General features: G+C 58.8%; 15 protein-coding genes. 5 read left to right on the top strand and 10 right to left on the bottom strand.

The features are described from left to right. Nucleotides 1-27: 27 nt before the first annotated feature. Nucleotides 28-246: a SlyX family protein gene (locus tag MSNKSG1_RS03015; protein ID WP_008937765.1), complete on the bottom strand. Its 219-nt coding sequence runs from the start codon at nt 244-246 to the stop codon at nt 28-30. Between the two features lie 159 nt (nt 247-405). Between MSNKSG1_RS03015 and MSNKSG1_RS19630 the strand changes: the two genes are divergently transcribed. Beyond that, complete coding sequence (locus MSNKSG1_RS19630) at nt 406-960, top strand: cold-shock protein (RefSeq protein ID WP_008937764.1); 555 nt, start codon at nt 406-408, stop codon at nt 958-960. A 48-nt stretch (nt 961-1008) separates the two neighbouring features. Here MSNKSG1_RS19630 and MSNKSG1_RS03005 read toward each other — a convergent pair whose 3' ends face one another. From MSNKSG1_RS03005 to MSNKSG1_RS02995, 3 genes are all read right to left on the bottom strand, one after another. Further along, nucleotides 1009-1383 (bottom strand): hypothetical protein, encoded by a 375-nt coding sequence (locus tag MSNKSG1_RS03005; RefSeq protein WP_008937763.1) that lies wholly within the window; start codon nt 1381-1383, stop codon nt 1009-1011. After that, nucleotides 1355-2764: a hypothetical protein gene (locus tag MSNKSG1_RS03000; protein WP_008937762.1), complete on the bottom strand. Its 1410-nt coding sequence runs from the start codon at nt 2762-2764 to the stop codon at nt 1355-1357. Before MSNKSG1_RS03000 ends, MSNKSG1_RS03005 begins: the two co-directional genes overlap by 29 nt. Before the next feature lie 62 nt (nt 2765-2826). Next, the gene (locus MSNKSG1_RS02995) at nt 2827-3267 is read right to left on the bottom strand and encodes a VOC family protein (protein ID WP_008937761.1); all 441 of its coding nucleotides are present in this window, start codon (nt 3265-3267) and stop codon (nt 2827-2829) included. A gap of 79 nt (nt 3268-3346) precedes the next feature. On the opposite strand from MSNKSG1_RS02995, the gene MSNKSG1_RS02990 reads away from it, so the two are divergent. Both MSNKSG1_RS02990 and MSNKSG1_RS02985 read left to right on the top strand, forming a co-directional pair. Continuing rightward, nucleotides 3347-4258, top strand: coding sequence for a DUF1853 family protein (locus MSNKSG1_RS02990; RefSeq protein WP_008937760.1), 912 nt, complete (start codon nt 3347-3349; stop codon nt 4256-4258). Nucleotides 4259-4351: 93 nt separating this feature from the next. After that, nucleotides 4352-5377: an NADP-dependent oxidoreductase gene (locus MSNKSG1_RS02985; RefSeq protein ID WP_008937759.1), complete on the top strand. Its 1026-nt coding sequence runs from the start codon at nt 4352-4354 to the stop codon at nt 5375-5377. Nucleotides 5378-5383: 6 nt separating this feature from the next. Here the strand turns inward: MSNKSG1_RS02985 and MSNKSG1_RS02980 are convergent, their stop codons facing one another. The 5 genes from MSNKSG1_RS02980 to MSNKSG1_RS02960 are packed head-to-tail and all read right to left on the bottom strand — an operon-like array spanning nt 5384 to nt 11269. Next, entirely contained in the window at nt 5384-6508 is a 1125-nt protein-coding gene (locus MSNKSG1_RS02980; RefSeq protein WP_008937758.1) for a tRNA-queuosine alpha-mannosyltransferase domain-containing protein, read from the bottom strand. Nucleotides 6509-6522: 14 nt separating this feature from the next. Beyond that, a complete protein-coding gene (locus tag MSNKSG1_RS02975) occupies nt 6523-8259 on the bottom strand; it encodes a sugar phosphorylase (RefSeq protein ID WP_008937757.1) in 1737 nt (578 codons plus the stop codon). Then, on the bottom strand, nt 8256-9479 hold the full coding sequence (locus MSNKSG1_RS02970) for a glycosyltransferase family protein (RefSeq protein ID WP_008937756.1): 1224 nt from the start codon (nt 9477-9479) through the stop codon (nt 8256-8258). Before MSNKSG1_RS02970 ends, MSNKSG1_RS02975 begins: the two co-directional genes overlap by 4 nt. 14 nt (nt 9480-9493) lie before the next feature. Beyond that, complete coding sequence (locus MSNKSG1_RS02965) at nt 9494-10297, bottom strand: HAD-IIB family hydrolase (protein WP_008937755.1); 804 nt, start codon at nt 10295-10297, stop codon at nt 9494-9496. Nucleotides 10298-10318: 21 nt separating this feature from the next. After that, a complete protein-coding gene (locus MSNKSG1_RS02960) occupies nt 10319-11269 on the bottom strand; it encodes a hypothetical protein (protein ID WP_227497939.1) in 951 nt (316 codons plus the stop codon). 69 nt (nt 11270-11338) lie between these two features. On the opposite strand from MSNKSG1_RS02960, the gene MSNKSG1_RS02955 reads away from it, so the two are divergent. Further along, nucleotides 11339-12793, top strand: coding sequence for a protein adenylyltransferase SelO (locus tag MSNKSG1_RS02955; protein ID WP_008937753.1), 1455 nt, complete (start codon nt 11339-11341; stop codon nt 12791-12793). Nucleotides 12794-12865: 72 nt separating this feature from the next. On the opposite strand, the gene MSNKSG1_RS02950 is transcribed toward MSNKSG1_RS02955, so the two are convergent. Next, nucleotides 12866-14380 (bottom strand): fumarate hydratase, encoded by a 1515-nt coding sequence (locus MSNKSG1_RS02950; protein WP_008937752.1) that lies wholly within the window; start codon nt 14378-14380, stop codon nt 12866-12868. Nucleotides 14381-14679: 299 nt separating this feature from the next. On the opposite strand from MSNKSG1_RS02950, the gene MSNKSG1_RS02945 reads away from it, so the two are divergent. Beyond that, nucleotides 14680-17523 (top strand): hypothetical protein, encoded by a 2844-nt coding sequence (locus MSNKSG1_RS02945; protein ID WP_008937751.1) that lies wholly within the window; start codon nt 14680-14682, stop codon nt 17521-17523. The last annotated feature ends 52 nt before the right edge of the window (nt 17524-17575 follow it).

Below are 17575 nucleotides of genomic sequence, written 5' to 3'. Positions count from 1 at the left end.
CGGGCAATCCGGAAACGCCGTCTCCGCTCAGTAATGCGGGGGCGGTGTTTCCTCTTCCTCGCTCCGGATATTGGACGGGGACACTTCCTTGAGTTGCTTGTGCAACTGCCTTTTCGCGTCCCAAAGTTCTCGAATGTCGAGCTCCTGCCGGGCCAGCTGCTCACTCAGGGTATTGATGAGATCGTCCTGGAACGCAAGCCGCGTTTCCAGTTCGTCAAGCCTGCTTTGAAGGTCTTTCTGTGTCATGGGTTTGGTCAGTGCTCAGGGTAATCTGGTAATATTCCGCTTTTCTCCGCCGGGCCCCTGGTTTTCGGGGTATGGCGGTTTTCACCGGCCGGATGACTGATTTTACCCGATATCCGGCTCTTTATCGTTAGCGCTCAAAAAATGGAGAACTATCTTTCAATGCGTAATCCAGCCAAAGCGATCCTTGTTGCCATCCTGGTCGCCATTCCTGCTCCCTTTATTCTCGGTACCCTGCTGGTTGCCCTCACGCCGGAGCTGTTCCAGATCCTGTCCCAATCCGAAACCAGCGAACTGGCGACCAACACGCCGTTCGTTCTTGGCAGCGCTCAGGGCATTGCCGCCTACGTGATTGCCTTCGTGATTTTCGGACTTGCCGGTTTCTTTGCGATCGCTCTCGCCGCCAAACAGCAGCCAGCGCAGCGCAACACAGGCCAGTCACAGGCTCCGCGCAATCAGAGTCGTTACGAGGAAGAGGACAACGATTACGACGACACCACACCTGAAGGCGACGAAGAAGGCACGGTAAAATGGTTCAACGTGAAAAAAGGCTTCGGCTTCATCGTAAGGGACAGCGGTGATGAAGTGTTTGTTCACTTCCGGGCCATCCGCGGCCGCGGACGTCGCGTTCTCCGCCAGGGCCAACTGGTTCGTTTCAACGTTGTTGAGGCGGAAAAAGGCTTGCAGGCGGACAATGTGTCCATCCTGAGCGACTGAGCCAGTCGCTTCGCGGATCGTCAAAAGGCAGCCACTTGGCTGCCTTTTTCAGTTCCAGACGACCATTTTCTCCCCGCGGTCATCCAGACGCCACCATTTTTCATCCTCGACCGGATCACCCTCTTTCCAGTCGCCGGGGCTGCAACGGATTTCGGTTTCCATGGCCCGCCAGGCACTGCGGGCACAGTCGAGGTCACTGTTCCAGGGCAATGATTCGCCCTCAAGCACCAGGGAAGTGAACCTTTTCCCGAATGCCCCGGGGTATAGAGTGATCCGGAGACCTGCACCTTCATACACTGCGAAGCCCTTGATCACCTTCGCGGTATCCGAGTCATCAAGATCAAGCTTATCGACGTGTACTTCCAGCCAGGCGGATACCTGACCGGGCTCCAGATCACGAATGTAGATTTCCAGATCCTGCACTCGCGGATTCTCCCTGCTGCTGTTCACAATGCTGCACATAGTGAACCGGGCCGGGGCGCGCCGCAACCCATCTTTCCAGCTCCTGGCGCAAATCAGCCACGGTCAGCGTGCGCAAGGTACCCTCTCTCTGGCGCTCATGCCACGCCACCTCCGCCGCCGCTTTCTGTAACTCCAGAGCATCCAACGCCTCTTCGATAGAGGCCACCGGCTGATTGCGGGCGGTCGCCACCAGACTCTGACGTCGGAGTGTGTCTATCTGGGCGGCCAGCACTTTTGCCTCCCCGGGGCCTTGCCGCGCGAAGAGGTCCAGCCGTGCTGCAGCACGCTCAACCCACTGAAGCAGACCTCCCGGTGTCGACACTGCCCGGTTCTGTCTGGAACAGGCGTACCGGATTGCGGCTGGCGTCAGCTCTACCGCCCTGCTTTTTTCGATCCGGGATTGGTGACTGGTCAGTATCGCCTGCCGCTGGACCAGACTGCAGGCGGGAAACCTGACCGATTCAAGGGTGCGCCCCAATTGACGCTCAAGTCGTTCCGACGAATCATCCGGTCCGCCTTCCGGCCCCAGCAGCAGAATCGGGCCGGCCCACCGCAGGATCAGTTCACGGGTCGCCGTCTCTCTGGCAACGACCACCTCAAGCAGGTCCGCCGGCGAGGTATTGTCCAGGATCAGTATGGGCCAGGCACGGGAATGATCTCCATCGACGCCACCGGGGATCTTCGGCCATTCAACGGCCTGCGTTTCAGACTCCCGTCGCACGTCGAGTGCCACGTAATCGCGATCCAGCATCGGCGTCAGACAGTTCAGCCATGAGGATTTACCAGCTCCCCGCTCTCCCCGCAGCCAGAACAAGGCACCGGCATTGGCCGAGAAGGCAACCGCAATCTCCTCGGCCAGTGTCAACCAGCCGGAATCGGTCACGGTGATGGGCACATGGCCCCGTGTAACCGGCTCCGGGGACAGGCAGCCGGAGTCTCCAACCGGCCAGTCTCCGATCGTTTCCAGAACCGCCACATAGGCCTTGCCCTGTAGTCGCTCAGCACTCCGGACCAATGCTGACAGCAGGTGCGACCATGTCAGCCAGGGGCCGAGGTATATTTCCCGGGCGCAGGCCAGCCAGTAGGTCAGTTGCGACGACAGCGCGCCCTCTGCCCCGACCTCGGTAATAATAGGCTGCTCACACTGAATGGTGCGCACCAGTTCGTCCAGATCCACGCCACGCCCGACCATGAAACGGGGCAGCCCGGGCTCGGTGTCCAGCAGCGCCAGCAGAAAATCCTCAACGGTGATCACAGTGCCACCGCGGCGTTCCACCTGCTCGCGCGCCTTGACCAACGCAGCTTGTCCTTCCGGTGCCAGGCATCCTTGCCAGTCCTCCATCACATTCTCCTTGTGTTGTATTCCGATTGCCGCCTATCCATTGGCGACGGGTGGTGCATTCCTTACCAGGTGCCGGTGTTCTCCATACTTGCCCAGGGCTCCCGGGCCGGCAACGCCTCGCCCTTCTGGAGCAGCTCGATAGAGATATTATCCGGTGTACGGACGAACGCCATATAGCCATCCCGAGGCGGGCGATTGATGGTCACACCGTTCGCCTGGAGCTTTTCACACAGGGCATAAATATCATCAACCCGGTAGGCGAGATGGCCAAAATTCCGGCCACCCGTGTACTCCTCCGGATCCCAGTTGTAGGTGAGCTCGATCATCGGGGCTCGATCCTCCCGGGCGCGCGCCTCATCTTCCGGGGCTGCCAGGAAAACCAGCGTAAAGCGTCCTTTTTCACTGCTTTTTCGGCTGATTTCAACCATTCCCAGGAGATCGCAGAAAAAATGAAGCGTCTCGTCGAGATTGCTAACACGAATCATCGTATGTAAATACTGCATTCTGGCTCCTTGGCGCTGTCAGTCCAGCATCATTTAATGTTTACCGCATTCTCCGCACAGTTTACGGTATTCTTTCGCTATGAGTGAGAATACGGACACCTGCCTTTTATTGCCATTCCGTCACCCGGCGGTACGACATCTGGCGTGGACATGCACCGCCCCTCAACTACTGCACTGTAGCCAGAGCTTCGAGCCAGCTCGCCACCTGCCGACTAATTACCCGGAGATATTACGGGACTGGGATCACCAGCCAGAGCGGATCCCGAAAATCCTTACGGAGACACCGCCCCGACGGCTCGGCTTCTATTTTGAACGTCTCTACGAAAGCCTGCTCACCGACCTCCTCGGATGGGAAATCCTTCTGAAAAACCAGCAGGTACAAACAGAGGGACGGACCCTGGGGGAGCTGGATTTTGTTGTTTTCAACAGAAACGAGAATCGAATCGAACATCACGAAATTGCCATCAAGTTCTACCTGGGCGTACCCGGCCACGACGGGCCGGACCGTTGGTATGGCCCCAATGCCAGGGATCGCCTGGACCTGAAAACGGATCGGCTGCTGAACCAGCAGACCCGGCTCACCCGTCGGCCCGAGACACGCCATCTGCTGGCGCAGCGGGGCATCGCCACGCCGCTGGTGTCTCGGGTGTTTATGCCCGGCTACCTCTTCTATCCGGACAACCGCTCGATCGACATCTCCGTGCCCTCGACAACGCCCGTAAATCATCTCCACGGTACCTGGCACTACGCCTCGCAGATCCTGCAGGCAGACATCGCCCGATGCGTGCCGCTCCATAAGCCCCACTGGATTGGCCCATGGATTCAGACTACCGAGCCGGATCCGGCCGCGGCGGAGGCGGCACTGTCCTTGGTCATCCAACGCAATATCCCGCAGCTTTTCGCAGAATTGGATCGGGACTCCGCATCCGGTGCCTGGACCGAGCAGCGGCGGTTTTTCCTGGTTCCCGATAGCTGGCCCGCAAACGCCTGAGTTGCAACCAATGCGACAACGTTGACCTCGCGGACGTTCTCCGGCACTCTAATCTGGTTTCATTATGCAACCTAAAATGAAAGGAACCCCATCGTGAGCGAATACACAAACCGAGCCATCGTGCTGAAGCAGCGCCCGCAGGGTGAAATCCAGGAAGGCGACCTGGCCATGGAAGCCCGTCCCGTGCGCGCCCCGGGGGAAGGCGAAGTCGTCGCCCAGGTGCTCTGGCTGTCGCTGGATCCCTATATGCGGCCTCGCATGAACGATGCCAAAGGCTACATGGACCCCATCGGGATCGACGAAGTGATTGTGGGCGAGAGCGTCGCCCGGGTGGTCGAATCCCGCTCGGACAAACTCAAGGTGGGCGACCTCGTAACCTGCTACTCCGGCTGGCAGGAGTACGTCACCTTTCCGGCTGATGCGCCGATGGTCTACAAGATCCACCAGAAGGACAACGTTCCCCTACAGACCTACCTGGGCGTTGCCGGCATGCCCGGACGCACCGGTTACTGCGGACTGATGTACGTTGGCAAGCCCAAAGCCGGCGACACGGTCGTGGTATCTGCCGCCTCCGGACCGGTCGGCACCGTGGTCGGCCAGACCGCAAAACAGGAGGGATGCCGGGTGGTAGGCGTTGCCGGCGGACCGGAAAAGTGTCGCTTCGTGACGGATGAACTAGGCTTCGACGCCTGCGTCGACTACAAGGCCGGTAACCTTGAGGACGACCTGAAGGCGGCCTGCCCCAACGGCATCGACATCTACTTTGAAAACGTCGGTGGCGCCGTCACCAAAGCCGTCGCACCACTGCTTAATCCGGGCGCCCGTGTTCCCATCTGTGGCTACGTGTCCGCCTACAACGCCAAAGACATGAGCGAAGTGGAAACGCCCTTCCAGATTCTCAAGGCGCTGGACCCGGTGCCGGAGCACCGTTTTTTCCTGGTCACCGAATGGCAGGATCGCCACCAGGAGATCACACAGATACTGGCGGACAGGGTAGCCAGTGGCGAGCTGAAATACCGCGAGACCATTGCCGAGGGCCTGGACAGTGCCATTGACGCCTTCAAGGGCATGCTGAAGGGCCGCAATTTCGGCAAGCAGCTGGTTCACATCGCGGACTGAGGCACCTCAGCCCGGCACCGCACGCCTGTTGATCAGATCATCGATCAGCCGCCAATAGGCGGGCTGCAGCCGGGAAAGACGCCAGGCTTCCGGGGCACAGGGTCGAGCTCCGGAAGCAAGCAGTCGCTCGATCACATCCACTGCGGATCGGGCTTCATCGCCCGGCGTTTCCGAACCGCTACCGTAACGGTTCTCACACGGCACGTATTCCGGATACGCAAGCCGGTCCGGCGCCACCGGGACGCAACCGGCCGCCATGGCCTCCAGCATGGCCAGGCCCTGGAAATCGTGCAATGCCGTCGACAGAACGACGTCCGCTTCCCCCAACAACTGCTCGTAATCCGATCGTTCAGGCAGGAATCCCCACGCATGGATACGCTTCCCATGGCGCTCACGGATCCGCGCAAACACCTCCGGCTGATTCCGGAACCCTTCCCCAACCACACTGATCCGGAAATCACGACCACGCCGATCCAATTCGTCCAGAATCTCGAGCAGCAGATCGGGGCCTTTGTCGTACTCCCAACGATGATTCCAAAGAATGTGCGGGCGCCCGACATTCAGTCCGGTGCTTCGTCCAGTGAACAAGCGATCCTCAATCGGAACCGGCAATACCTCCGATTTTCCAGCCAGTCGGGTTACCAGGCCGTCGGGCACCGCGTCCGGAAGCTTCTCAACCAGCTCCGACACGCCCGTCATAAAACTCTGACGGTTCCAGTCGCTGTTGAAGACAACGCCATCGGCGGCCAGCGCACTGTAAAGATTGACCATCTGTGGGTCGATGCTCTGATGCTGCCCTTGAGATGTGGGGTAGGCAAACTGGTTCTCGTGCATGTAAAGCATTACGGGGACGGGCGCCAGGGATGGGAACAGACCTTTCAAGGCTGCCACATCCACGGTGGACGTGGCGACGATCAGGTCCCAGGGCTCCAGGAGTTCCGGCGCATCGAGCCAGCTCAACGGATTGCCCCGGATCCGCCAGCGGAAGAATCGGGGCGGAAGGCTCAGGACATGCCAGTCGAACGCTGGCTGACTGGCGACCAGCTGTTCCCGCCATCGTCGGTGGCTGGCAGCGTCGTAGGCGGACAGGAGCAGGATGCGGGGCTTGTCGGCATTCTCGGGCTTGGACATGGGCGCATTCTGCCCTACTCCCGGTTCGACAGCCAGACGCCCTGGTACGGTTTGAGGGTCACGCTTCCGGACAGATCCTCAATGACCATCCCGGAGATCAGGTCCACCCACCGATCCGTCCCGATCAGGTTGATGTCGGCCAATGCAATCTCCTGAGTCTCCGGGCTGATGTTGTGGATGCAGAAGATGGACTGGTCCCGACGGGCGCTCTGACGCCAGAAGCCGAATATCTGAAGACCAAGGTGCAGCGTGAACTGGGTGGCGTTGGGATGGAACGCGGGTTGCCTGCGCCGAATGCCGATCAGCCGTTTCAGCTCCCGGAACACCTGTGCGTGATGGTTATCCGGCTGAGCCAGCAGTTCGTCCAGCCGATCGGCCTCGCACTGGGCCCGATTGATTGAACGCAGACGCCCAGTATGCTCCACCCGCTCGTAATCGTTACCGGTGGCCAGCAGACTGTGAATGTAGAAGGCCGGTACCCCTTCCAGCGCCAGCATGATGGTATGGGCACAGACAAACCTCGCCTGCTGCCAGTGGTCCACGCCACCTTCCGCCGTGCCTTTCAGCGCATCGTAAAGCGCAATGTTGATCTCGTAGGGCTGGTCCCGGCCATCGGCGGTGCGGCGATAGGACACCCTCCCCCCGAACGATTCCATCGTATTGATCAGGCGCTGCTTTTCGTCTTCGTCCAGCAGGCCATCGGTGGGACGCATGCCGATGCCGTCGTGGGACGCGATAAAGTTCAGATAGGTGGTGCCCATCTGGGCCGGTGGCATGCTCATCAGCCAGGTCTTCAGGTGTCGGCAGTTCCCCGTGACCAACGTATTGATCAGTAGAGGCGGCAGCGAAAAGTTGTAGATCAGATGGGCTTCGTTGGCGTTTCCGAAATAGGTCAGGTTTTCCCGGTTCGGAACATTGGTCTCGGTAATCACGATGGCCGTTGGCGTGTGGTGCTCGGTCAGCAGTCGCAGGATCTTGATCAGTTCATGTGTCTGCTGCAAATGGATACAGGGAGTCCCGATTTCCTTCCACAGGAACGCCACGGCATCCAGCCGGAAGATGGAGATTCCATGCTCCAGGTACTTTCGGATAATTGAGACAAATTCCTCCAGCACGCGGGGATTGGCGAAATTCAGATCCACCTGGTCCTCACTGAACGTGCACCAGACATAGCGCTCCCCATCTTCCGTCTGGACGGCAGTCAGCAGCGGAGAGGTGCGAGGACGTACCACGGCACTCAAATCATCCCGCGGGCTGGCCTCGAAGAAGTAATCCTTGCCCGGGTCCAGACGCTTACGGAAGTTCTCGAACCACCGGCTGCGGGCGGACATATGGTTGATGACCAGATCGGCCATCAGCTTGAAGTCGCCGGCGATCCGCTCGATATCCTGCCAACTCCCATGGCTTTCGTTCACCGCCAGATAATCCATCACGGAGAAGCCATCATCTGAGCTGTAGGGGAAAAACGGCAGGATATGAACACCCGAGACAGCGTCTGACAGCCAGTGTTTCAGGAAATCATGCAGGGTGACCAGTGGCTTTTCGCCCGGTCGCTGCAGCGTATCCGCGTAGGTAATCAGCCAGACATCGGCTTCATCCCAGTGATTCTGATGCGCCGGAACCGGAGCCTGATCACCCGCCATCCCCATGGCCAGCAGCAAACGATCCGCCAATACGTTGCAATCCTCCTGCGGATACACCATGCAGAGCATGCTGACGAGTTTGGTCTTCAGCGTCTGGCCCTGGGTCATGCCCGGAACTCCTCGTTGTCCAGCTCCACCGCTTCCATCAACTGTTCCTTGATGTCCGGAATGGCACTGGCCACCCGATTCCAACTGGGAATGAACGGAGTGTCCATCGGGTTTTCCAGAAAGTACGCCCCGGCCCGCATCACATTCTGGGCAAACAGTTCAACCGCCTTCTCCTCCTTATGACGATCAAACGTCAGCCCGTTCATGATGGCGTCGTTCTGATAGGTTTCGACAAAGTCCAGCGCAATCCGGAAATACGTCGCCTTGACAGTGCGGAATTTCTCGCTGGAAAAAATCTCTCCATTGGTTGCCAGTTTGCGGAACAACGCCTTGGCGATGTCCATGCTCATCTTCGACAAACCTCGACTGGCATCCTCTGGCGACAGCTCCTGGTGCTTGTGGTCGTAGACGTCGGCAATATCCACCTGACACAACCGGTTGGTCGCATAGTTTCGCTTCATCTCGGACAGCACCCCGATTTCCAGGCCCCAGTCGCTGGGGATGCGAAGGTCGTTGATGACGTCCGTCCGGAACGAGAACTCCCCGGCCAGGGGGTAGCGATAGCTATCCAGGTAGTCCAGAAAATCGCTGGGGCCGCAAACCTTCTTGAGCGCCCGGATCAGCGGCGTCACCAGCAGCCGGCTTACCCGACCATTCATTTTCGAGTCCGCGACACGGGCGTAATAGCCTTTACAAAACATGTAGTTGAAGGCGGGATTGGCCACCGGGTAGATGAGCCGCGCCACCAGGTCCCGGGAATAGGTCAGGATGTCACAGTCATGGAGCGCCACGGATTTACTGACACCGGAGGCCAATACATAGCCGAAGCAGTACCAGACGTTCCGTCCCTTGCCCATCTCGGTCGGCGCCAGGTTCTGCTCCCGGAGTTTCAGGTCCAGTGCCCGCAGTCGCGGACCATCGTTCCACAGCACCCGCACGTTCTGGGGCAGTTCCGAGAAATAAGCCATGGCGTGGCGATACTGGTCCTCACTGGCCCGGTCCAGGCCAATCACGATCTGATCCAGATAGGGCACCTTGGCCAGTTCACTGACAATGTGTTTCAACGCGGGCCCTTCCAGTTCCGAGTAGAGCGAGGGCAGCACCAGTGACATGGGGCGGGCCTTCCGGAATCCGAGAAGCTCCTGTTCAATGTCCTCCACCGGGCGCCGGACAAGATTGTGAAGGGTGGTAATAATGCCGTTCTGGTAAAAGTCGCCCATGGCGCCTCTCCTTTCTAGTAGCCGTACTCGAACAGGAGGTTGAGTACGCAGTCATTCCAGCCTTCAGGGCCAGATCTGAGAGAGCGGACGGCATGACGGTCAGACGGTAATTGCACGGAATCGCTGTTGAAGCCCCGAATCACAACCGGAATATCTGCGGACTCCAGCAACTGCTGATCGTTGGGGCTGTCACCAAGTGCGATGGCCAGGAGTGACTCACGACCGTACCGCTCCTGATATTTCTCCAGCAAGAAACGGGCCCCATCGGCCTTGTCGAAGATCCCCATGGCATGCCAGAAGCGACCACCCTGCACCAGTCGCAGATTGGCGGCAGCCAGGGCGCCCCGGAATTCTTCGAGTTCGGCGTCGGATCCCTGCCAGATCAACGGCTCGGTGGCATGGCGCTGAAGCGCCCGGGAGGCAGCCTCCACATCCAGTCCGGTCAGTTCGGCAAGCTCTTCCGCCGCCATATCCTGAAAGCCCTGAAACTGTGCGCCTGCCGCCCGGAGGCGCCCCAGTTCGGAGAGCACCACATCCCGCGATGCGCCAAAAGTCACCACCTGCGCCTTGGGATCCCCGAAATATTCCTCGGGAATCACGACCGCCGCCCCGTTTTCGACAATGTAGGGATCGTGATTCCCCATGTCCTCACGGATAACCGCCATTTCCGCGGAGGTCTTGCTGGAACTGAGTACAAGCGGAATACCGGCCATGCGCAGGCGCTCCAGTGCCGGTTGTGCCGACGCCCAGGAGTAACTGTCATGATCCAGCAGAGTGCCGTCCAGATCGGAGAACAGGATCAATTGGGGTTTGGCCATGGTATTCCTCTCTACATGGGACTAATCGGGTCCGGGAGCGTCCCGAAACTGCGGTGCTCCCAGTGAGTGGTCTGCACTGACCGGTACAAGAACGTCCGCTCGATCCGGCATCTCCCGGAGACAGTGTTCGGTGACGCGCTGGTAGTGCATGATGAATCGGATCACCTCGTCATCGGTCATGATGCGCATTGACGGGGCATCGCCTGACTGACCGCACTTTTCTGGTGCATTTCGGTGGCGTTCCGCAAGCTTGTGTTCCTGAAGGGTGCGCCATTCCCGAACACAGTCCATAGATGGCGCCTGAAGCATCACCAGCAGGTCCAACTTGCCAAAAAGCTCACGGTAAGGCCCCTTGAGACAGTCATTGACGTAACCACGCCACGCGCCATGAGGGTCCTCTTCCTCTTCCAGCCGGTTCACTGGATGAGCCAGGGCCTCGGCCCCTTCCGGAAGCGCGCCTACGCACCAGCCTTCAAACAGAACGACCTCTGCCCTTCCCTTGAACACCGGCCAATCCCGTTCAGCCAGCCGGTCGTCACTGGCCTTGTCGAAGGCCGGTATCGTCGTGACATCGTCTGGCCCGGCGGTGGTCAGGCGCTCAAGGATCGCCAAACCGAGCTCCACATCGTGGGTCCCTGGAACTCCCCGTGTCTGCAGAAGCGGATGGACAGTCCGGGCAAGTGTCTGGCGCTCTGCTCTGGTAAGGTAGAGGTCATCAAGAGACAGACCGGCACTGGCACACTGGTATCGACGGTGCAGGATTTCCTTCAGGAACAGGGTCAGGGTCGACTTGCCGGTGCCCTGGGCTCCGTGGATACCCACCACCACGGGGCGGCCCAGTTGCTGACGCAAGGCAATGATCCGCTCGGCCAGGGGCAGGATGGTCTGCCTGACGGTCTGTTCGTAAGATGATGGGAGACGCTCTTGCTGAATGAGCGTCTCGATGACAGGGGCCATTGAATCGTCGGTCACAGTCAGTTCCCCGAATGAGATGAATGAAAACGCAGCAGAATCCGTACCAATTGGGAGTATACGCATTTCATGAATGACCAGGGTTTCCGGATTGAACACCGTTATCTGGAGCTACCGGACAGCTTCTACACCCGGGTGCAGCCCACGCCCCTGAGCGGCGCCAGGCTGGTCACCTTCAACCACGAGCTGGCCAACCAGATGGGGTTCCACACGAACGATACGGAGCAATGGGCGGGCGTCGGCGCTGGCAAGGAACTGCTTGAGGGCATGGACCCGGTGGCCATGAAATACACCGGGCATCAATTCGGCGTCTACAATCCCGAGCTGGGCGATGGACGAGGCTTGCTGCTCTGGGAAACCATTGGTCCCGATGGGCAACGCTGGGACTGGCACCTCAAGGGTGCCGGAACCACGCCCTACTCCCGTTTCGGGGATGGTCGGGCGGTTCTTCGGTCCACCATCCGCGAGTATCTCTGCAGCGAAGCCATGTATCACCTGGGCATACCCACCACTCGGGCCCTGTTCATGGTGAGCGCCCGCGATCCGGTCCGTCGCGAATCCATCGAAACCGCCGCCTCCCTGATGCGGGTGGCGCAAAGCCATATCCGATTCGGTCATTTCGAGTTCGCCGCTCACCACGAAGGGCCGGAAGCGGTCACCACGCTCATCGAACACGTTATCGCCCTTCACTTCCCGCATCTGATCGGGTTGCCGGACGACGAACGCCATAGCCGCTGGTTCGAGGAAGTCGTGGAAGGCACCGCGCGGCTGATTGCGGACTGGCAGGCGGTGGGCTTCTGCCACGGGGTCATGAACAGCGACAACATGTCCATCATCGGGGATACCTTTGACTACGGCCCCTATGCTTTCCTGGACGATTTCGATGCCGGGTACATCTGTAACCACACCGATCAGGGCGGACGCTATGCCTATAACCGTCAGCCTCAGGTCGGCTTCACCAACTGCCAGTACCTGGCCAGCGCGCTGCTGCCCGTGATGGATGAAGACGCCGTACGGCGAGGCCTGCGTCGTTATGAAACAGCCTACAATGAACGCTTCCTGCAGAACATGCGGGATAAATTGGGCATTGCCGAGCCGGACGACTCGGACCTCGGGCTGATCATGGACACCTTCAGCATGCTGCATGAGCATCGTGTGGACTACACGCTGTTTTTCCGAGGGCTGTCCAATCTCTACAACAGGGGCCATGGCCCCGTGCGGGACCTGTTTGTCGACCGGAGCGTCGCTGACGACTGGCTCTCGCGTTACGAGCAACGACTGAAGCAGGAATCACGGGCCCACGACGAACGGGAATACGCCATGCGGCGGGTGAACCCCAAGTACATCCTCCGCAACTATCTGGCTCAGCAGGTCATCCAGGAAGCCCAGAACGGTGACTACCAACCTCTGGAGGAACTGCTCTCCGTTCTGAAGCACCCCTTCGACGAGCAAGCGGGCGCTGAAGCCTTTGCCGCGCCGCCGCCCGACTGGGGTAAACATCTGAACATCAGCTGCTCGTCCTGAGGACACCCACAAAAAAGGGTGAGGCCGGAAGCCTCACCCTTTTTCTTCATAAGACGATCCTGTGCAGACCGATCAGACTGCCTTGGCAGCAATGATCTTGTCGTGCCACTCGGCCGGACCTGTCTGGTGTACAGAGGATCCGCGCGAATCCACCGCGACAGTCACCGGCATGTCTTCCACCTCAAACTCGTAGATGGCTTCCATTCCCAGTTCCGGAAACGCAACCACTTCCGCGTGCTTGATAGCCTTGGATACGAGGTAGGCCGAGCCACCTACGGCCATCAGGTACACCGCACCGAATTCCTTGATGGCATCAATGGCCACCTGCCCACGCTCAGCTTTGCCGATCATGCCGGTCAGGCCAGTCTTCTCGAGCATCGTGTGGGTAAACTTGTCCATACGAGTCGCCGTCGTCGGGCCAGCCGGACCAACCACTTCCTCGCGCACCGGATCCACGGGACCCACGTAATAGATGAAACGGCCCTTCAGATCGACCGGAAGTTCCTCGCCCTTCTCGATCATATCGACCATCTTCTTGTGGGCGGCGTCGCGGCCGGTCAGCATCTTGCCGGACAGCAGAACCGTCTCGCCCGGCTGCCACTCTTTCACGTCTTCCGGCGTCACTGTATCAAGGTTCACGCGGCGAACATTCTCACCCACTTCCCAGGTGATTTCCGGCCAGTCTTCCAGGCTCGGCGGTGTCTGCAGGGACGGGCCAGTGCCGTCCAGGGTGAAGTGTGCATGGCGGGTGGCGGCACAGTTCGGAATGATGGCCACCGGCTTGTTGGCGGCGTGGGTCGGGTAATCTTTCACCTTCACATCCAGAACGGTGGTCAGACCGCCCAGCCCCTGGGCACCAATCCCGAGATCGTTCACCTTGTCGAATAGCTCCAGACGCAATTCCTCAGCCCGGTTGGAAGCACCCCGCTCCTTCAGATCATGAATATCGATCGGGTCCAGAAGTGCTTCTTTGGCCAGTTCCATCGCTTTCTCAGCGGTACCACCAATACCGATGCCCAGCATTCCCGGCGGACACCAGCCAGCGCCCATCTGCGGAACCATTTTCAGCACCCAGTCCACCACCGAGTCGGACGGGTTGAGCATCGCAAACTTGGACTTGGCTTCAGAGCCACCACCCTTCGCGGCAACGTGCACTTCCACCTTGTCGCCGGGAACCATCTTGTAATGAATAATGGCCGGTGTGTTGTCCTTGGTGTTCTGGCGCTTGCCGTCGGGATCGGCCAGAACGGACGCCCGAAGCACGTTGTCCGGGTGCGTGTAGGCCCGGCGAACACCTTCATTGATGACGTCATCCAGCGGCTGGTCACACTCGAATTTCACATCCATCCCGACGTTGACGAAAACCGTCACGATACCCGTGTCCTGACAGATCGGACGGTGACCCTGGGCACACATGCGAGAGTTGATCAGAATCTGCGCCATGGCGTCCTTCGCCGCCTGGGACTCTTCCTTCTGGTAGGCCTCGTAGACCCCCTGGATAAAGTCCTTCGGGTGATAATAGGAAATGAACTGCAGCGCGTCCGCTACGCTTTCAATCAGGTCGTCCTGGCGGATTACGGTGGTCATAGGCGCCTCATCAGCTTGATGTGATTATGAAGTCGTCAAAAAGAGGAGGCGTGAGTTTACCAGAAAATCGGCCCGGCGAGGGATGCGACGTAAGGCTCGACAAAGCGCTGTTGCCCAACTATTTTTCAGAAAGACCAAACTCCGCCCGTGCGAGGAGGTTCTGAAACGCCAGAATCACACTTTTGGCTGATCAACACTTGTCTGACTGTCGCTATAGTCAGAGATATGAAATTGGCTCCAAGCGCTGATCAAAATTTCAGAAGAACATAACGACACAACAACAGGAAAAGGTTCCACCCATGTTCAAGAAAACTCTAATAAGTCTTGCCGTGGCGTCTTCCCTTGGACTTACAGGCTGCTTAAGCGGCGGAGACACGGGGGCGAATGCTAATCCGGACTATAAGATCAATAACCCCGCGATTGATGGAAAGACCTGGCCCGAATTCAATCCTTTGACCGGCGACCTCCCGCTGCCAAACGATCTGATTTTCGATTCTGAGCAGGGTGACGGAACCTTTGGCGTAACAGATACCTCCCCTCCCGTGACCACCGCTCTGAATGAACTCAGTGGTGCATCTACTGTTGCTCCGGCCGTTATCCAGATGAATGGACGGATTGATCCGGCATCCGTTGAAGTCGGCAAGACTGTCTTTGTACTTGAACTGGAATATGCCAGCGGCGATCCACTGCAGGGCCTCAGCATCGGCGAACCACCTACCGTAGCCGGCACAGCAAATGTCCGTGCCGACGTGGAAACGCTTGACGGCTTGTCCGCCATTCGCGTTCTACCCCTGGAGCCGCTTGATCCGCGCAAACGCTATCTGGTTGTTGTCACCAAGGGCGTAAAAGATATAAATGGCGACCCGATTATTGCGTCACCAACCTACAGTCACCTGAGCGATGAGAATCAGGTGATCAGCAACGGAGGTCTGCAACCGGTGCGGGACCTGATCAACAAACTCTGGGAACCCACTGCCAACAAGGCGCTGGGCCTGAGTGAAGACCAGATTGCGCTGACCTACAGTTTCATGACGTCAAATGACGAAAAGGTGCTGCAATACATTGCGGAACCTGCAGCCTGGTTTGAGGACCAGATCACAACGTTTGTGCGTGTCTCTGGCGCCAAGAAGGTTATCGGCGCCGCGCAATTCTACAGCGGGGCAACCCTCGATGCGGACACCTGGGACCTGAACAAGGACGGCTCTGTAACCGCGGCTGACTTCGACCTGAACAGTGACGGAAGCATCACACCGGCTGACTTCCTGATCGACGGCATCGACACCACTTTCGATTATAACGACGTGAAAGCTGCCTCGGATGGCGCCATCGCGCAGTTCCCGGCGAATCTTCCGCCTTCGGACCTTGGCAACCTGTTCCTGGGCGGCGCCCCATGTGAGTCCACAACCGGTGCAACTGCCATTCAGTGTGTGGGCGTCGCATTGGCTGCGAACTTCAGCCCCTTGCTCCCTGACCAGTCTGATCGAAGCGCGGCAGACATCACGCTCGACCCCGCTTCCATCAAACCTGCGGCTTTGGTTTCAGCCCTCTCGGCTGGCGTTCTGGACTCCCTCGGAGCTGCCACTGACTCAGTTCTCGCCGCCCAGGGCACAATGTCTCTGCCTTACTACCTGGGAACCACAGCCAATGGCGTTGTAACCTCTTCCTGGAAAGCAGATGACACTCTGGCAAAATCGCTGAATACCACATTCAGCGATATCGGGCTTAAGATTCCGCAGGCAGATCCGACGGTTTCCACTGCGGTGAACTACATTTTCCCGTTCCCGAAGAAGACCACCGACGTCGATGTGCCGATCCTGACGCTCTATCCCTCAACGGGTAGCATCAATGGCGTGGTTATCTACCAGCACGGCATTACTACTGACCGCAGTGCGGCACTGACCTTTGGTACCGCCCTCGCGGCAAACGGCTATATCGTGGTCGCCATCGACCAACCGCTGCACGGTGTTGCGGCGTTCACCGCCGAAGAGCAGAACGGGTTGGCATTCAAGCTTCTACAGAGTGGCATTGACGCGGGTATCCCGCTTACCGCAGATCAATCATCAGCAGATGCTCTGATTGCAGGCACTCTGAACCTGGGCTTTGTCATGCAGGCGACCTCGTCAGACGCGACCACCGCTCAATCCATAATTGATAGCGTTCTCGGTGGCGGTACATCTGGTGATGCAAACCTGGATGCTGCCATTCTGTTCATCGCCTCTGCCCAGAACACCGTTGCCAACGCCGGTAGCACCGTTCCGGGCCTGGCGCCGATGATCGGTAACGAACGTCACTTCGGCCTGTATGCGGTCGAGCCGGGTGTTCCTGGTCCGATCGACTACGCTGCGGGTGAAGGTGATTCAGGTAGCTTGTTCATCAACCTGACCAGCTTCCTCACTTCTCGCGACAATATCCGCGAAAGCGCGGTCGACCAGATGAACCTCCGCGCCAGTCTGGATGGATTGACCATTGCGAGACCTGCAGCGAATAATCCGACCTACACCATTCCGGCCAGCCTGCCCAAGTACTTCGTTGGGCACTCTCTGGGAACCATTACAGGCATCCCCTACCTTGCAGCTGTCAATGCGAACCAGACAGCAGCGCTGGATGCAACAGCAACCGACAATGACATCACAGCAGCCAGCCTGCTAACCCCGGGCGGCGGCATTACTCGCCTGCTGGAGAACTCTCCGACCTTCGCCCCGACCATCCTGCTCGGATTGCAGAATGCCGCGGGCCTGGAACAAGGCGATGCCAACCTCGAGACCTACTTCAACGTACTGCAAGGCGCGCTGGATACGGCTGATCCGATTAACTTTGTGGACAACCTCAGCGTCGATGGAACACCGATCCTGCTGTCGGAAATCGTAGGTGATCAGGTCATCCCGAATGCGGCAGACGATGCCGAGTGGGGTATCCCGCCGCTGAACGGTGTCTATGATGCCGAAGTCAACGGTCAAACGGTCCCCGTCATGGTCAACAGCTTCAATGCACCGCTTGCGGGTGGCGAGCCACTGACCCTCGGATTGACCAACATTACCCGGTATAACTCGGGCAACCACGGCACGCCTGTCTCAGCAGACGATGCAACCGTCTTTGGAGGCATGGTGACCGGAACGGTTGGATTGTTCCTAAGCAACCCGTAAAGGGGTCAATGACCTACAAAAAGGCCCCGGCATTTGCCGGGGCCTTTTTTCG

The sequence above is a fragment of the Marinobacter santoriniensis NKSG1 genome (assembly GCF_000347775.1).
Taxonomy (GTDB): domain Bacteria; phylum Pseudomonadota; class Gammaproteobacteria; order Pseudomonadales; family Oleiphilaceae; genus Marinobacter; species Marinobacter santoriniensis.
This window is presented reverse-complemented; position numbering and strand designations above follow the sequence as displayed.

What these genes read in the sequence shown, in the direction of transcription:
- MSNKSG1_RS03015 (WP_008937765.1), bottom strand. Translation starts at nt 246, where the DNA reads ATGACACAGAAAGACCTTCAAAGCAGGCTTGACGAACTGGAAACGCGG.
- MSNKSG1_RS19630 (WP_008937764.1), top strand. Translation starts at nt 406, where the DNA reads ATGCGTAATCCAGCCAAAGCGATCCTTGTTGCCATCCTGGTCGCCATT.
- MSNKSG1_RS03000 (WP_008937762.1), bottom strand. Translation starts at nt 2,764, where the DNA reads ATGGAGGACTGGCAAGGATGCCTGGCACCGGAAGGACAAGCTGCGTTG.
- MSNKSG1_RS02995 (WP_008937761.1), bottom strand. Translation starts at nt 3,267, where the DNA reads ATGCAGTATTTACATACGATGATTCGTGTTAGCAATCTCGACGAGACG.
- MSNKSG1_RS02990 (WP_008937760.1), top strand. Translation starts at nt 3,347, where the DNA reads ATGAGTGAGAATACGGACACCTGCCTTTTATTGCCATTCCGTCACCCG.
- MSNKSG1_RS02980 (WP_008937758.1), bottom strand. Translation starts at nt 6,508, where the DNA reads ATGTCCAAGCCCGAGAATGCCGACAAGCCCCGCATCCTGCTCCTGTCC.
- MSNKSG1_RS02975 (WP_008937757.1), bottom strand. Translation starts at nt 8,259, where the DNA reads ATGACCCAGGGCCAGACGCTGAAGACCAAACTCGTCAGCATGCTCTGC.
- MSNKSG1_RS02970 (WP_008937756.1), bottom strand. Translation starts at nt 9,479, where the DNA reads ATGGGCGACTTTTACCAGAACGGCATTATTACCACCCTTCACAATCTT.
- MSNKSG1_RS02965 (WP_008937755.1), bottom strand. Translation starts at nt 10,297, where the DNA reads ATGGCCAAACCCCAATTGATCCTGTTCTCCGATCTGGACGGCACTCTG.
- MSNKSG1_RS02955 (WP_008937753.1), top strand. Translation starts at nt 11,339, where the DNA reads ATGAATGACCAGGGTTTCCGGATTGAACACCGTTATCTGGAGCTACCG.
- MSNKSG1_RS02950 (WP_008937752.1), bottom strand. Translation starts at nt 14,380, where the DNA reads ATGACCACCGTAATCCGCCAGGACGACCTGATTGAAAGCGTAGCGGAC.
- MSNKSG1_RS02945 (WP_008937751.1), top strand. Translation starts at nt 14,680, where the DNA reads ATGTTCAAGAAAACTCTAATAAGTCTTGCCGTGGCGTCTTCCCTTGGA.